Source organism: Pseudomonas sp. AM14(2022), assembly GCF_036346455.1.
Taxonomy (GTDB): Bacteria; Pseudomonadota; Gammaproteobacteria; order Pseudomonadales; family Pseudomonadaceae; genus Aquipseudomonas; species Aquipseudomonas putida_A.
Window position 1 is genome coordinate 152,596 of the sequence record NZ_JAOTNY010000012.1, and the last position, 14,666, is coordinate 167,261.

11 protein-coding genes and 2 pseudogenes are annotated in these 14,666 nt (G+C 61.6%); 3 read left to right on the top strand and 10 right to left on the bottom strand.

Annotated elements, in window-relative coordinates; all coding sequences use genetic code 11:
• The 10 genes and pseudogenes from V3W27_RS22155 to V3W27_RS22200 all read right to left on the bottom strand — a co-directional run bounded on the left by V3W27_RS22155 (position 1) and on the right by V3W27_RS22200 (position 9,151).
• Positions 1-993 (bottom strand): vWA domain-containing protein, encoded by a 993-nt coding sequence (locus V3W27_RS22155; protein ID WP_330207564.1) that lies wholly within the window; start codon positions 991-993, stop codon positions 1-3.
• Positions 980-1,390, bottom strand: a pseudogene (locus V3W27_RS22160) (DUF4381 family protein); the annotation flags it as partial. The gene V3W27_RS22155 and the pseudogene V3W27_RS22160, both read right to left, overlap by 14 nt.
• Positions 1,382-1,822, bottom strand: a pseudogene (locus tag V3W27_RS22165) (DUF4381 domain-containing protein); the annotation flags it as partial. The pseudogenes V3W27_RS22165 and V3W27_RS22160, both read right to left, overlap by 9 nt.
• Entirely contained in the window at positions 1,819-2,754 is a 936-nt protein-coding gene (locus V3W27_RS22170; protein ID WP_330207565.1) for a DUF58 domain-containing protein, read from the bottom strand. The gene V3W27_RS22170 and the pseudogene V3W27_RS22165, both read right to left, overlap by 4 nt.
• Positions 2,751-3,731, bottom strand: a complete 981-nt coding sequence (locus V3W27_RS22175; RefSeq protein WP_330207566.1) for an AAA family ATPase — start codon at positions 3,729-3,731, stop codon at positions 2,751-2,753. The genes V3W27_RS22170 and V3W27_RS22175 overlap by 4 nt, the downstream gene beginning before the upstream one ends.
• A 22-nt stretch (positions 3,732-3,753) precedes the next feature.
• Entirely contained in the window at positions 3,754-4,704 is a 951-nt protein-coding gene (locus V3W27_RS22180) for a transporter (RefSeq protein ID WP_115989893.1), read from the bottom strand.
• Positions 4,705-4,716: 12 nt separating this feature from the next.
• The gene (locus V3W27_RS22185) at positions 4,717-6,120 is read right to left on the bottom strand and encodes a DUF1254 domain-containing protein (RefSeq protein WP_330207567.1); all 1,404 of its coding nucleotides are present in this window, start codon (positions 6,118-6,120) and stop codon (positions 4,717-4,719) included.
• A gap of 13 nt (positions 6,121-6,133) precedes the next feature.
• The gene (locus V3W27_RS22190; protein WP_330207568.1) at positions 6,134-7,585 is read right to left on the bottom strand and encodes a DUF1254 domain-containing protein; all 1,452 of its coding nucleotides are present in this window, start codon (positions 7,583-7,585) and stop codon (positions 6,134-6,136) included.
• A 10-nt stretch (positions 7,586-7,595) separates the two neighbouring features.
• Positions 7,596-8,387, bottom strand: coding sequence for a hypothetical protein (locus V3W27_RS22195; RefSeq protein ID WP_247269106.1), 792 nt, complete (start codon positions 8,385-8,387; stop codon positions 7,596-7,598).
• Between the two features lie 338 nt (positions 8,388-8,725).
• A complete protein-coding gene (locus tag V3W27_RS22200; protein WP_096797339.1) occupies positions 8,726-9,151 on the bottom strand; it encodes a YciI family protein in 426 nt (141 codons plus the stop codon).
• 363 nt (positions 9,152-9,514) lie between these two features.
• Here V3W27_RS22200 and tpx point away from each other — a divergent pair, with 363 nt between their 5' ends.
• The 3 genes from tpx to V3W27_RS22215 all read left to right on the top strand — a co-directional run bounded on the left by tpx (position 9,515) and on the right by V3W27_RS22215 (position 14,596).
• On the top strand, positions 9,515-10,015 hold the full coding sequence (gene tpx / locus V3W27_RS22205; RefSeq protein WP_007968505.1) for a thiol peroxidase: 501 nt from the start codon (positions 9,515-9,517) through the stop codon (positions 10,013-10,015).
• 175 nt (positions 10,016-10,190) lie between these two features.
• Positions 10,191-11,498 (top strand): MdtA/MuxA family multidrug efflux RND transporter periplasmic adaptor subunit, encoded by a 1,308-nt coding sequence (locus V3W27_RS22210; RefSeq protein WP_115989888.1) that lies wholly within the window; start codon positions 10,191-10,193, stop codon positions 11,496-11,498.
• Complete coding sequence (locus V3W27_RS22215) at positions 11,495-14,596, top strand: MdtB/MuxB family multidrug efflux RND transporter permease subunit (protein WP_330207569.1); 3,102 nt, start codon at positions 11,495-11,497, stop codon at positions 14,594-14,596. Before V3W27_RS22210 ends, V3W27_RS22215 begins: the two co-directional genes overlap by 4 nt.
• The last annotated feature ends 70 nt before the right edge of the window (positions 14,597-14,666 follow it).

A 14,666-nucleotide genomic window follows, 5' to 3' on the forward strand; every position in this document is an offset into this window, starting at 1 on the left:
TCAGGCCTCCTGCCGCTGGCGGGCCAGCGCCAGGCGCGGGCGCAGCAGGGCACCGAGGTGATACAGCGCCAACAACCCCAGTGCCGTGCCCAACGGCCAATGGAACAACTCGCGTTGCGGCTGATGGCTGAGGGTTTTCACCTGATGCGGCGTGAGGCGATCGAGGGTGCTGTAGACCTGATCCAGCGCCGTACGATCTTCGGCGCGGAAGAACTGCCCGCCAGTGGTTTGGGCAATCTGTTGCAGCCCGCGCAGATTGACCTGCGCTTCGCCGGAAGCCGTCGGGTCGCCGATGCCGATGGTGTGAATGACCACGCCCTTGTTGGCGGCCATCTCCGTGGCGTGGTCGGGGGTGATCGCGCTGCTGGTGTCATTGCCGTCGGTGAGCAGGATCAGCACTTTTTGCTGTTCGTGCGCCTGATCGAGCAGCTTCAGGCTCAAACCGATGGCATCGCCGATGGCGGTGTTCGGTCCGGCCATGCCGATACCGGTGTCGGCCAGCAACAGCGCAAGGCTGGCGTGGTCTAGGGTCAGCGGTGCCTGCGGATAGGCACCGCTGCCGAACACGATCAGACCGATGCGGTCATCCTTGCGCTTGTCGATGAAGCCTTGCACCACCTGCTTGACGGCGGCGAGGCGATTGATTTTCTGGCCATCGGCATTGCTGAAATCTTCGGTTTCCATCGATTGCGAGAGGTCGATGGCGAGCATCAGGTCGCGCACCGGTTGCTGGCGTTCGATGGGTTTTTCAACGAACACCGGGCGCGCGGCGGCGAGCAGGATCAACGTCCACACCAGCAGATTGAGCAGCATTTGCCAGGGGGTCTGACGGTTGCCGACCCGGCTCGGCGCTTCCCCGACGGCGCGGCTCATGGCGCCGAAAAACGGCACGCGCACGGCGCTGCGCGCTTCCTGATACGCGGGCAGATAACGCAAGGTCAGCCACGGCAGCGGCAGCAGGAGCAACAACCACGGATAATCAAGCTGCCACATGGTGCTGCTCCACCCAATGTTGGCAGGTGTCGAACAGCGCCTGGCGCTGTTCGGCGGGGAGGGCGCGCAAGGTGGCGTCGGGGGCGTAAGCGAGTTGGGCGAGTTGGGCGCTGAAGTCATCGGGCAGCCTGGTTTTGCAGTGCTGCTGCAGAAAGGCTTGCCACTCATCTCTCCCCAGCGCCGCAGGACTCTGTGGGAGCGGGCTTGCTCGCGAAAGCGCTGTGTCAGGCGCCATCAATGTTGGATGTGCTGACGCCTTCGCGAGCAAGCCCGCTCCCACAGGTCGTGTGTTCCTGTTCCGGGATTGGGTTGGCATCGAAAGGGCCACGCGTTTGAGTAGTTCGGGCAACTCGCGCAGGGCATTGAGGTCAGCACTGCGCCTACGTAATTGCGCCAGCCCTTGCCACTCATCTCCCCCCAGCGCCGCAGGACTCTGTGGGAGCGGGCTTGCTCGCGAAAGCGCTGTGTCAGGCGCCATCAATGTTGGATGTGCCGACGCCTTCGCGAGCAAGCCCGCTCCCACAGGTCGTGTGTTGCTGTTCCGGGATTGGGTTGGCATCGAAAGGGCCACTCGTTTGAGCAGTTCGGGCAACTCGCGCAGGGCATTGAGATCAGCACTGCGTTCACGCAACTGCGCCAGCCGCACCAGCGCTTCGCGCCGATACTGATCCCGTCGCCACTGCCCATAACGGCGCACGCCAACCATCAACGCCAGCACAACCAACAACGCCAGCAACAGCCACCAGCCCCAGGTCTGAGGCGCATAACTCACCGGCACCGGCAGGCTCAGCTCCTTGAGCTGGCTGATGTCGGGGATATTCGGGTTCATCGCCGTGGGCCGGCAGACTTGCCAAGCTCGGCGCGCAATTGCGCGTGGGCCTCTTCGGCGGTGCTGAACATCATCAGCGGCACCTGACTGCGGCGCAGCAGGGTGGCGACGTCCTTAAGGCGGCCACCGAGATAATCACCCAACGGCTGATGCACGCTGCGTTTCTCGACAGCCAGTTCCACCTGCAATTGGCCTTGGGTGACCAGCAGCCGGCCATCGCTCGGCAGCTTCAAGGCCAGTGGATCGTAGACTTGCAGGGCAATCACGTCGTTATGCGCGCGCAGTTGCCGCATCAACTGCAAGGTACGTTCGCCAGCCCCGGCGAAGTCGCTGACGATGCAGATCAAATGGTCATGCCCGGCCAGCGCCAGGCAACGCTGCAAGGCCTTGTCCAACTGGTCCTCGTCTTCGGCGTCGGGATTGGCCGCGTTCAGCGCCTGATTCTGTTGCGCCACGCGGCTGAGCAGGGCTTCGACCCGTTTGCGGCTGCGCAACGGCGCGATGCTGTCGATGCGCTGATCGTTGAACACCAGACCGCCGACCCGATCACCGGCGTTGAACACCATCCACGCCGCCAGCGCCGCGAGTTCTGCGGCCAGAGCGGATTTGAAACTGCGTTGCGAGCCGAAGAACATCGACATGCGCTGATCGACCACGATCAACGCCGGGCGATCGCGCTCTTCAGTAAAAGTGCGTACCACCGGTTTGCCGGTGCGCAGCGAAGCGCGCCAGTCGAGGTGACGTAAATCATCACCGGGCTGGTAGCGGCGCAGCTCATCGAAGTTCAAGCCACGGCCACGCAAGCGCGAAGCATGGTTGCCGGCAAGGATGCTGCCTTGAGGCTGACGCGCCAGAAAACTCAGGTCACGGGCCTTGAATTCCAGCGCCATCAATTGCGCCAGAGACACGTAGACCAGACCCTCCGTGTTCATGCCGGAATCGCCACTTTATCCAGCAAACGGTCGAGCACCTGATCGGCAGTCACGCCATCCGCGACCGCGTCGTAGCTCAATTGCAGGCGATGGCGCAGCACCGGATGCACCACGGCGCGCACGTTGTCCGGCGAGACGAAATCCTGGCCCTGCAACCACGCGTCGGCCCGCGCGCAACGATCCAGGCCGATGCCGCCCCGGGGACTGGCACCGATGCTGATCCAGCGTCCGAGGTCTTCATCGTAATCGGCCGGGTGGCGAGTGGCGTTGATCAGGTCGATCAGGTAGCGGTCGATGGCTGGTGATACGTGCACCGCGCTGACCTCCTTGCGCGCAGCGAAGATCACTTCCTGTGACAGGCTGAAGCCCTTGCTCGGCGCGGTGTTCGCGCCTTGGGCAAACTCCTCGGCGCGCAACAGGCGCAGCACCTGGCTTTCATTGTCGGCGCTGGGGTAATCCAGCAGCACCTTCATCAGGAACCGGTCCATCTGCGCTTCCGGCAACGGATAAGTGCCTTCCTGCTCGATCGGGTTTTGCGTGGCGACCACAATGAACAGCTCCGGCAGCACATGGCTGGTGCCGGCCACGGTAATCTGCCGTTCCTCCATGGCTTCCAGCAGCGCCGCCTGGACCTTGGCCGGGGCGCGGTTGATCTCGTCGGCGAGGATCAGATTGCCGAACAGCGGGCCGGGCTGGAAGCGGATCTCGTTTTGCCCGGCGACCTGATGCAGCACTTCGGCGCCGGTGATGTCCGAGGGCAGCAAGTCGGGGGTGAACTGGATGCGGCTCATCTTCGCGTCCAGATGCGTGGCCAGCGCCTTGACCGTGCGCGTCTTGGCCAGCCCCGGCAGGCTTTCCAGCAGCAAGTGCCCGTTGGCCAGCAGGCCGAGGAGGATCTGCCGAATGACCTGATCCTGGCCGAGTACGGCTTCGGCGATGCTCGCTTGCAGGGCGTTGAGGTCGGTGAGTGCGGTCATGGGACAGTCCTTTGTGGCCGGTCTAGAAAAACGCCAGGGTCATGTTGACGGCAATGCCGTTGCCTTCGGGTCGGTTCTTGGTGTCGAACTCCGGCACCCAGCGCGCACTGATGTTGGCCTGAGCGTCAGCGAATTTGCCGCTCCAGGCGACCACCGGCCCGGCGCCGACCGAGCGGCCACGGAAGCCATTCAGGCTGTCGGCGGTCTGGCCCTTGTCGTCGGTGACCTGCTGGATGTAGCCGGCCGCGAGACCGGCGCTCCAGCCACTGCCGAAGCCATGAGTCCACAAGGCGTCGAGGGTGAAAATATTGCCGTTGCGGTAATCGGTGGCAGTGTTTTCGGTGTAGAACTCCAGGCCACTGGACAGGGTGAACTCGCCACCCTTGCCATCCAGATGGGTGAAGGCCACGGTGGGCATGAACGTGTAATTGTTCTGCCCCGGGTTGGCCAGGCGATTGTCGTTGTAGGCGCCGGTCGGCACGTAGATCGGCAGGGAGAACGCGATGTGGTTCAACTCGTCGAAGTGGTAGCCGGCGGCAATCGGGGTGACCAGCGCGTCGGCGAACTGAGTCCCGGAATCGCTGGTGCCGAGGGTGCGTCCGCGCGGGCCGGTGATGGCCGCGTCAATGTCGGTGTACTGCACTGGAACGCCGATTGCCGAGGCGAAGTTCCATGGGCCTTTGCCGGTGTCCCAGATGTGCGTCAGGTTGGTCATGGTGTAGGAGACTTTCATGTCGATCCCGGCACTGACTTCACCGGAAATCGGCGCGCCGCGACTGCCCTTGAGCGATCCGTCGTACCAGATGCTGGTGACCGAGACTACCCAGCCCGGTTCGGGCGGGATGATCCCGGCGTTGGAATACACCTGTTGCCCGGTGATTGGCCGGCCCACGCCACCTTCAGCTGCATAGAGTTGAGTACTGCCGATCATGCACAGCGCCAGCAGCGGACGCACAACGTAAGGCTTGACCATCACTGGCTCCGTTTATTGTTTTGAGTTGACCGGGTTGAGCAGCGGCATCTTCCATTCGCCGCTGGCCACTTCCGGCTTCGGCAGGTACAGGCGCAACACGCCGTAGAACGGCCCGTTCGGTGCCGGCAGCCAGTTGGCCTGCTTGTCCTTGCCGGGATTTTTGTGCTGCACGTAGAGGGTCAGCCCGCCGTCGGCATCGAGCTTCAAGTCGGGCAGCATCCGCGAGTTGATCAGGTAGCGATTGAGCGGGTTGGCCACCAGCAATTTGCTCTTGCCGTCATACATGGTCAGCGACCAGAAGGCGTCGGCCGGGGGCAGGGCGCCTTTGTCGAAATGCAGGGTGTAGTCGTGTTTCGCCGCGTCGACCGGCTGGCCGTCCTTGTCGACGAAATAACCGATGTAGTTCGCCTCTTCGGCAGAGTTGCCGAAAATGCCCATGTTGGCGCCGGCGTAGCGATACAGGTAATTGCCCTTGAGGTGATCGCGGGTGCCGAACAGGTCACCGCTGCTGATTTCGTGCGTGTCGACCTTGTCTTTCTTGAACGCGGCGAATTCGGCCTTGGCGTCACTGATGCCGTCTTCAAGGGCCTTGCGTTGCTCGGCGCTGAGCTGTTTCAGGTCGAATGGCTGACCGGCACCGATGCCGATTTTGGCGAAGCGCGCGAGCAGGTCTTTTTCGACGTCCTGCGGCGGAGTGAAGGCGAGCATGAAGTTCAGGTAGCGGAACAGCTCCGGCGTTTCGCTCATGGTCGGCGTCGGTTTCGGCCAACTGACTTTCGGTGCTGGCGCCGGAGCTTTCTGTTTCACGTATTTGCTCAGCGGCTCGACCTTGTAGCCTTTCTGGATCTGCCTGACCTTGCCCAGATCTTTTTCGTCGAACAGCTGCGTGCGGTACAGCGCGTAGGCGATGTTGCTTTCGCTGCGCACCAGGCGGTCGATGTTGATCGGTTGCTGACCCTGCCAGTCAGGCCCGGCGATCATGAAATGGCCACCGTTATTCCCGGTGCTGCGGGTGCCCAGATAAGCGAAGTTCTGCGTGTAGGCGTCGATCAGTTGTACCGAGTAATAACGGTGCTCTTCGATCGGCGGCAAGGTCAGGATCAGCGGTTCGCTGCGCAAGTCCATCCAGACGAACGAGTAGGGCGTGTCGGCGTTCGGCGTGACGAACGCGGTGTCCTTGGCGGTGAAGGCCTTGGCGGTGTTGCCGATCTGGTTGAACGGTGCCTTGAAGTTCGGGCTCTTGCTGTCCACGGCCTGGGTGTAGAGGGTCTTGTACATCTCCACGACCGGGAAGCCATACAGATAAGCGTCCTTGGCGATGCCTCGGGCTTCTTCGGGGCTGGCGCTGAAATCGGCCCAGGCGCTACTGCTCAGGGCGAGGGTGATACCGGTCAGCCATAGATTGCGTGTGTTCATGCGGCGTCCTTATTCATTGCACGACCGTGATGTCGTCGAGTTTCCAGCTCTTGTCGAAATAGGCTTCGGTCGGCGCGTACAGGCGGAAGTAGCTGAACCAGTGCTTGCCGGGCACGGTTTGCACCCAGTTGTTTTCGAAGCCTTTGGGCGCACTCGGGCCGAAGTACAGGTCCACCGAGCCGTCGGCGTTTTTCTTCAGATCCTGGCGTGAGGACAGGTCGGCCTTGCGCTGCGGATTGTCGATCAGGCAACGGCTGTCGATGTCGTACACGGTCATCGACCAGAACTGCTTGGCCGGCGGGTTGGCGCCGACATGCAGGCGATAGGTCTTGCCGCCGTCGAGCCAGTCGCCCTTGGCATCGGTGTAGGCACCGAGGTAGGTCTGGCCGAGGCCCGGGGTTTTGGAGACCATGCCTTTGGTGTTGGTCACCGCTTCATAGAACCAGGCGCTGCGTTCCCACAACTGGTCGTAATAGGCCACGCGTTGCGACGGTTCGGCGATGTTCAGCACCGTGTCCCAATGCCGGTCGGGCCAGTACTGCGCGTCAGGAAAGCGCTTGGCAAAGGTGTTGGCCTTGGCGATCAGTTCACCGACCTGCGCGCCGGACTCCAGGGCCTGACGCTGCTGGGTGTTGGGGTTGAAGGGTTTGTCCTTCTCGATGCCGAGACTGGCGAGCATGGCCATGTAGAAGCGGTCACGTTCATTCACCGGTTCTTTCTGGATGATCTGGTGCAGCCGCTGCCAGTAAGCGATGCCGCGCGGCTGGGTGCCCGACCACTTTTTACCGTCAGGCGACAGCAGGCGGGTCTTGCTCGGCTCCGCACGTTTGGCGTACGGGTACATCTTGAATTTCTCGACCAGCGCCTTGCCTTTGGCCGGATCCGGATCCAGCACCCGGAAGCCCACCAGCACGTTCATGGTTTCCGATTTGGCCAGGTAATACTTGTCGGCATCGGCCGGTGGCTCCGCGCCCGGCGGCAGCACCAGGTATTTGCCGCCCTGGCCTTTGTCCGGGCCGGTCTGGCCCATGTCGATGATCGCCCGCTGCCAGAAATCGCCGATGCCGCCGGCGGTCGGTCCCGGTGGCAGTTCAATCACCAGCGGCCCGGTTTCGCTGAGGTCGACGAAGCCGAGAATGTACGGCGTGGTGGCATTGGCGGTGATCACGCCGAGCTTGTCTTCGTAGCTGTTGAGCACCAGCAGATCGCCGCTGCGCGCGCCGAGCTTGTCGCGAAATTCTTCCTGCCACTGCGCGTAGGACACCAGCGGCAAGGCCCACAGGTAACTCTGGGTCGCTTGCTGGAAATCCAGCTCGGCGTAGAGTTTGGCGATCGACTCATGCGCCGGCAGTTCGCCCTCCATGGCGATCTTGCCGATACGGGTTTCGAGCTCCTGAGCACCGACGCCGCAGCTGGCGAACAGGGTCATCAGGCTGAAACCGGCGGCGCGTAAAGCGATGTGCATGGCGATGTCCTTATTTTCCGAATGTCACGTTGATCCCGGCGAACAGGGTGAATTGCGGCACGCCATCGCCTTTGCGTTCGACGGTCCACTGCGGTTCGAGGAAGGCGTTGAGAATATTGCTCCCGGACTTCCAGACTTTGCCCGCACCCAGGCCGATCGGGATGTAGTGAGTGTTGTTCTTCAGGTCGAACGTCCAGGTGCCGGTGGAGCGCAGGTACCAGCCTTTTTCCAGGTTATGAATGATGAACGGCTGCAGGGTTGCCGTTTCGACATGCGCGCGGTCGTGGTCGCCGGCGAACGAGCTCTGGTACTGCACCAGCGCACCGAGCAGGCCGCGGGGTGACGAATCGATCGCTACCGCAGCGAGGCCGGCCTGCCACTTGCCGGTGCCCAGTTCGTCCTCGGCAGCGGTCGGCGCGGTGATCTGTGGGCCGATGCCCAACTGCACGCCGTCGGTCTTGAGCAGGAAGATGTCGAACAGGTTGAGGTCGCCAATCCCCGTGCTGTAGCCGCCGTGCGGATCGGGGCGGGTGCTGATCGGCATCGTTGCGCGCAGTAGCTGCGGTACTCCGATGAAATCGTTGGGCGCAATCGGCAAAGTACCGCGCAGCAAGGCATCGTTGGTGTGCAGGTTGCTGTCGAACAGCTTCGGCGTGTAGTAATCCTGCAGGTTGGCGCCGGGCGCCAAGTTCAGCGGATTGTTGCTTTTGTTGGCCTCTTCGGCGTTATTCGCGAGAGCACAGAACACAGGCGCCAGCGAGCTCGCCAGCAGCAGGGCGCGAATCCCCAATTTTTTCGACATGATCCCCGTTTCCCTGGTGGCTACTGCATGGACGTCCTGGCGCTTCTCGGCCGTTGGACGTATTTCCTTTTTTATCAAGCCTGTAGGACACGTCTGATTGACGCTAGCAGCTAATGGGGAGTTAGCCAGTCGAAGGGATTAATTCTTTGGTTTTGTCTACGGGGTCTCAGTCGGGTGGTGAGCTGATCAATCAAATGTGTGGTGTCAGTGCAGACGCTTTCGCGGGCAAGCCACGCTCCCACAGGTATTGAAGCGCTCACAAATCCTGTGACCGACTCGATGCCTGTGGGAGCGTGGCTTGCCCGCGATGGCAATTTCAAATTCAACGTGGCGTTGGGTCAGGCATTTTTCTTTGCTTGCTCGCGCACACGCTCTTCCTGCGCTCGGGCTTCGGGGGTGAATTCGGCGCCGAAATCCTCGGCAGAGAAGATCTGGCGGATTTCGATATCAGAATCGCCCGGCATGGGATTGGGGCAGCGCTTGACCCATTCGATGGCTTCTTCTTTCGACTTCACTTCCCAGATCCAGTAGCCGGCCACCAGCTCCTTGGTTTCGATGAACGGGCCGTCGATGACCGTGCGCTTGTCGCCGGAGAAATGCACGCGCGCGCCTTTGCTGCTCGGATGCAGGCCATCGGCGTCGATGAGGATGCCGGCCTTGACCAGCTCTTCGTTGAAGTTGCCCATGGCGGTGATCAGCTCTTCACTGGGCATGATGCCGGCTTCGGAATCGGCGCTGGCTTTGACAAGGATCATGAATCGCATGGTGGTTTCTCCAGGGACTGGGGGGATTCATGGTTTAGTCGAATGGGCCGCGCATGAATCGACAGGTGTCTGAATAAAAGATGCAGTCCGGCGTTTTAACAAGCAGCAAAAGCACTACAGACCACACGGATCCTCTGTAGGAGTGAGCCTGCTCGCGATGGCGTCATTTCAGTTAGCGAATAGCTGCCTGATACACCGCCATCGCGAGCAGGCTCACTCCTACAGAGGATCGTTGCGCGGTTGTATACAATTTTTTGCGCAGGCCCCTGACAATTTTCTGTCAGGGCATAGGTCGTCGGACAATTTCGTGGTTAACTTCGGCCTCTTGCATGCTCAATAACCACGTTAAGAAGGACTAAAGTCATGGCTCAAGTCACCCTCAAAGGCAACCCGGTTCAAGTCAACGGCCAGTTGCCACAAGCCGGTTCCAAGGCGCCAGCCTTTTCTCTGGTTGCCGGCAATCTGTCCGACGTTACCCTGAAAGACTTTGCCGGCAAGCGCAAAGTGCTGAACATCTTCCCAAGCGTCGACACTCCGACCTGCGCCACTTCGGTACGCAAGTTCAACGCTCAGGCCAACGAACTGGCCAACACCGTGGTGCTGTGCATCTCGGCTGACCTGCCATTCGCCCAGGCCCGCTTCTGCGGCGCCGAAGGTCTGGAAAACGTGCAGAACCTGTCGACCCTGCGCGGTGCCGAATTCATCGAAAACTACGGCGTAGCCATCGCTGACGGCCCGCTCAAAGGCCTGACCGCCCGTGCCGTGGTAGTGCTGGACGAGAACGACAACGTCCTGCACAGCGAACTGGTCAAGGAAATCGCTGAAGAGCCGAACTACGACGCAGCACTCGCCGTTCTGAAATAAGCGCTTTTACAATTGTTAACGGCCTGGCCCTGTCCAGGCCGTTTTCATTTGTGTATCAGTGTTTTGCCTCACACCTTGAAACGTAAGTTGAAGGTAAATTGCCGGTAAAGCTGCTTTGCTTAAATCCGATCAGTGCTTATCGTTCAGCCTCCCGTAAAAGAAGCCCACGCGCCCAATGGTTAATCAATCCATGCAATCGTCCCCTCGCAATTCCCGTCGCTGGCTAATCAGCCTGCTCGTCCTGTTGGTCATCGCCGTTTTGTGCTGGAAATTCTGGCCCGCCGGTTCGGCCCACAAGGAGGGCGCCGACAAGGCTGCGAGCGGCCATGCCGGACGTTCGGGGATGATGCGGCCGGGCTTCGGTGGCGCGGCCGGGCCGATTCCGGTGCGTGTGGCGCCGGCGGTCACGGGCGACTTCCCGCTGTATTACAAGGCACTGGGCACGGTGACTGCGCTCAACACCATCAACGTGCGCAGCCGGGTCGGCGGTGAACTGGTGAAGATCAATTTCGAGGAAGGGCAGATGGTCAAGGCTGGCGACCTGCTGGCAGAGATCGATCCGCGTCCGTACCAGAACGCCTTGCTCCAGGCTGAAGGCACCTTGCTGCAGAATCAGGCGCAGTTGAAAAACGCTCAGGTCGATGTCGAGCGTTATCGCGGTCTGTACAAGGAAGACAGCATCGCCAAGCAGACCCTGGACACCGCCGAAGCGCTGGTCGGCCAGTACCTGGGCACGGTCAAGACCAATCAGGCAGCGGTCAACGACGCCAAGCTCAATCTCGAATTCACCAAGATCCGCGCGCCGATTGCCGGTCGCGTCGGTCTGCGTCAGGTCGACGTCGGCAACCTCGTCGCCGCCAACGACACCACGTTCCTTGCGGTGATCACTCAGACCCAACCGATCAGCGTGGTCTTCACCTTGCCGGAAAACAGCCTCGAAACCGTATTGGCGCGCTACCACAGCGGCGCCAAACTGCCGGCCGAGGCCTGGGATCGCGGCGATACCAAGATCCAGGCCAGCGGCGTGCTGCAAAGCCTCGACAACCAGATCGACGTCGCCACCGGCACCCTGAAATTCAAGGCCCGTTACGATAACCGCGACCAGTCGCTGTTCCCCAATCAGTTCGTCAACGTCCATCTGCTGGCCGACACCTTGAAAGGCGTGGTGCTGGCACCTTCGGCGGCGATTCAGTTCGGCACCAACGGCACGTTCGTTTACGCATTGGACGGCGACAAGAAAGTCACCATCCGCCAGTTGAAGATCGGCGCCAGTGACGGCACCAACACCGTGATCACCGAAGGCCTCGCCGCGGGCGATCGCGTGGTGCTGGAAGGCACCGACCGCCTGAAGGAAGGCAGCGAAGTGGAAGTGGTCAACGACAGCAATGACGTGCCGACCACCCCGACCGGCCACCTGCAGGGCAAACCCGCCGCCAGTGCGCCGGACGCCGCCGCGGCTGACAAGGCCAAGAAGGGCGCATGAACATTTCGCGGCTGTTCATCCTCCGTCCGGTAGCCACTACCCTGAGCATGCTGGCCATTGTTCTGGCCGGCCTGATTGCCTATCGCCTGCTGCCGGTCTCGGCATTGCCGCAGGTCGATTATCCGACCATTCGCGTCATGACCCTGTACCCCGGCGCCAGTCCGGACGTGATGACCAGTGCTGTTACCGCGCCGCTCGAACGCCAGTTCGGGCAGATGCCGGGCCTGACGCAAATGGCCTCGACCAGCTCCGGCGGCGCTTCGGTTCTGACCCTGCGTTTCAGCCTCGACATCAACATGGACGTCGCCGAACAGCAGGTGCAAGCCGCGATCAACGCCGCGACCAACCTGCTGCCGACCGACCTGCCGGCGCCGCCGGTGTACAACAAGGTCAACCCGGCGGATACCCCGGTGCTGACCTTGGCGATCACCTCGAAAACCATGCTCCTGCCCAAGCTTAATGATCTGGTCGATACGCGCATGGCGCAGAAGATCGCCCAGATCAGCGGCGTCGGCATGGTCAGCATTGCCGGCGGTCAGCGTCAGGCGGTGCGGATCAAGGTCAACCCGGAAGCATTGGCGGCGAACAGCCTGAACCTGGAAGACGTGCGCACCCTGATCGGTGCGTCAAACGTCAACCAGCCCAAGGGTAACTTCGACGGCCCGACCCGGGTCTCGATGCTCGATGCCAACGACCAGCTGACGTCGCCCAAGGACTACGCCAACCTGATCCTCGCCTACAAGAATGGCGCGCCGCTGCGTCTGAAGGATGTGGCGGAAATCGTCGACGGTGCGGAAAACGAGCGTCTCGCCGCGTGGGCCAACCAGAATCAGGCAGTGCTGCTGAACATTCAGCGTCAGCCGGGCGCCAACGTGATCGAGGTGGTCGACCGGATCAAGGCGTTGCTGCCGAGCATCACCGACAACCTGCCGGCCGGCCTCGACGTTACCGTGCTCACCGACCGCACCCAGACCATCCGCGCCTCGGTCACCGACGTACAACACGAACTGCTGATCGCCATTGCGTTGGTGGTGATGGTGACGTTCCTGTTTCTGCGGCGTGCCAGCGCGACGATCATCCCGTCGGTTGCGGTGCCGCTATCGTTGATCGGTACGTTTGGCGTGATGTATCTCGCCGGGTTCTCGGTCAACAATCTGACCTTGATGGCGCTGACCATCGCCACCGGTTTTGTGGTCGACGATGCGATTGTGATGCTGGAAAACATCGCGCGCTTCATCGAGGAGGGTGACAGCCCGATGCAGGCGGCGCTCAAAGGCGCGAAGCAGATCGGCTTCACCCTGATCTCCCTGACCCTGTCGCTGATCGCGGTACTGATTCCGCTGCTGTTCATGGCTGACGTGGTCGGGCGGCTGTTCCGCGAGTTCGCCATCACTCTGGCGGTGGCGATCCTTATTTCCCTGGTGGTCTCGCTGACCCTGACGCCGATGATGTGCGCGCGCTTGCTCAAGCGTGAGCCGGAAGCCCACGAGCAGGGCCGCTTCTACCGTGCCAGCGGCGCGGTCATCGACTGGATGATAGCCGCGTACGGGCGCAAGTTGCAGTGGGTGCTCAAACACCAGCCGCTGACCCTGTTGGTGGCTATCGGTACGCTGGCGCTGACCGTGTTCCTTTATATGGTGGTGCCCAAGGGCTTTTTCCCAGTGCAGGACACCGGGGTGATCCAGGGCATTTCCGAGGCGCCGCAGTCGATTTCCTTCGCCGCCATGGGCGAGCGCCAGCAGGCGCTGGCCAAGGTGATTCTCGAAGATCCGGCGGTGGAGAGCCTGTCGTCCTACATCGGTGTCGACGGCGACAACGCCACGCTCAACAGCGGTCGCCTGCTGATCAACCTCAAGCCGCATGGTCAGCGTGACCTGAGCGCCACCGAGGTGATCGCGCGCCTGCAACCGCAACTGGACAAACTGGTCGGCATCCGCCTGTTTATGCAGCCGGTGCAGGATTTGACCATCGAGGATCGAGTCAGCCGTACCCAGTACCAATTCAGTATGTCCTCGCCGGATTCTGAACTGCTCAGCCAGTGGAGCGGGCGTCTGGTCGAGGCACTGGCCCAGCGTCCGGAGCTGACCGACGTCGCCAGCGATTTGCAGGACAAGGGTTTGCAGGTCTATCTGGTGATCGACCGCGATGCGGCTTCGCGCCTCGGTGTGTCGGTGCAGAACATTACCGATGCGTTGTATGACGCCTTCGGCCAGCGGCAGATCTCGACCATTTACACCCAGGCCAGCCAGTATCGTGTGGTGCTGCAGGCACAGGCCGGGGAGAAGATCGGCCCGGCGGCGCTGGATCAGATTCACGTCAAGACCACTGACGGTGCGCAAGTGCGTCTGTCGAGCCTGGCCCATGTCGAGGAACGTCAGGCGCAACTGGCAATCACCCACATCGGCCAGTTCCCCGCCGTGATGATGTCGTTCAACCTCGCACCCGGCGTGGCGCTGGGGCATGCGGTGGACATCATCGAACAGGTGCAGCAGGACATCGGCATGCCGATTGGCGTGCAGACCCAGTTCCAGGGTGCGGCCGAAGCGTTTCAGGCCTCGCTGTCGAGCACCTTGCTGCTGATTCTGGCGGCGGTGGTGACCATGTACATCGTGCTCGGCGTGCTTTACGAAAGTTACATTCACCCGATCACCATTCTCTCGACCCTGCCGTCGGCGGCGGTCGGTGCGTTGCTCGCGTTGCTGCTCAGCGGCAATGACCTGGGCATGATCGCGATCATCGGCATCATCCTGCTGATCGGTATCGTCAAGAAGAACGCGATCATGATGATCGACTTCGCCCTCGACGCCGAACGCACCCAGGGCATGGCGCCGGAGCAGGCGATCTATCAGGCGGCGCTGCTGCGCTTCCGGCCGATTCTGATGACCACTCTGGCGGCGCTGTTCGGCGCGGTGCCGTTGATGCTCGCCACCGGTTCCGGGGCTGAGTTGCGTCAGCCACTGGGCCTGGTGATGGTCGGCGGCTTGCTGGTGAGCCAGGTGCTGACTCTATTCACCACGCCGGTGATCTACCTGTACTTCGACCGTCTCGGCCGGCGCTTTGGCAAGACCAATGCCGACCGCGAAGAGGTTTCGGTATGACTGTCCGTACACATATCCCTTGTAGGAGTGAGCCTGCTCGCGATGGCGGTATGCCTGCCTCTACCGATAT

Excerpts from the sequence above, each read along its gene's own strand:
- tpx (WP_007968505.1), top strand. The coding sequence starts at position 9,515 with ATGGCTCAAGTCACCCTCAAAGGCAACCCGGTTCAAGTCAACGGCCAG.
- V3W27_RS22170 (WP_330207565.1), bottom strand. The coding sequence starts at position 2,754 with ATGAACACGGAGGGTCTGGTCTACGTGTCTCTGGCGCAATTGATGGCG.
- V3W27_RS22195 (WP_247269106.1), bottom strand. The coding sequence starts at position 8,387 with ATGTCGAAAAAATTGGGGATTCGCGCCCTGCTGCTGGCGAGCTCGCTG.
- V3W27_RS22175 (WP_330207566.1), bottom strand. The coding sequence starts at position 3,731 with ATGACCGCACTCACCGACCTCAACGCCCTGCAAGCGAGCATCGCCGAA.
- V3W27_RS22180 (WP_115989893.1), bottom strand. The coding sequence starts at position 4,704 with ATGGTCAAGCCTTACGTTGTGCGTCCGCTGCTGGCGCTGTGCATGATC.
- V3W27_RS22190 (WP_330207568.1), bottom strand. The coding sequence starts at position 7,585 with ATGCACATCGCTTTACGCGCCGCCGGTTTCAGCCTGATGACCCTGTTC.
- V3W27_RS22210 (WP_115989888.1), top strand. The coding sequence starts at position 10,191 with ATGGTTAATCAATCCATGCAATCGTCCCCTCGCAATTCCCGTCGCTGG.
- V3W27_RS22200 (WP_096797339.1), bottom strand. The coding sequence starts at position 9,151 with ATGCGATTCATGATCCTTGTCAAAGCCAGCGCCGATTCCGAAGCCGGC.
- V3W27_RS22215 (WP_330207569.1), top strand. The coding sequence starts at position 11,495 with ATGAACATTTCGCGGCTGTTCATCCTCCGTCCGGTAGCCACTACCCTG.
- V3W27_RS22185 (WP_330207567.1), bottom strand. The coding sequence starts at position 6,120 with ATGAACACACGCAATCTATGGCTGACCGGTATCACCCTCGCCCTGAGC.
- V3W27_RS22155 (WP_330207564.1), bottom strand. The coding sequence starts at position 993 with ATGTGGCAGCTTGATTATCCGTGGTTGTTGCTCCTGCTGCCGCTGCCG.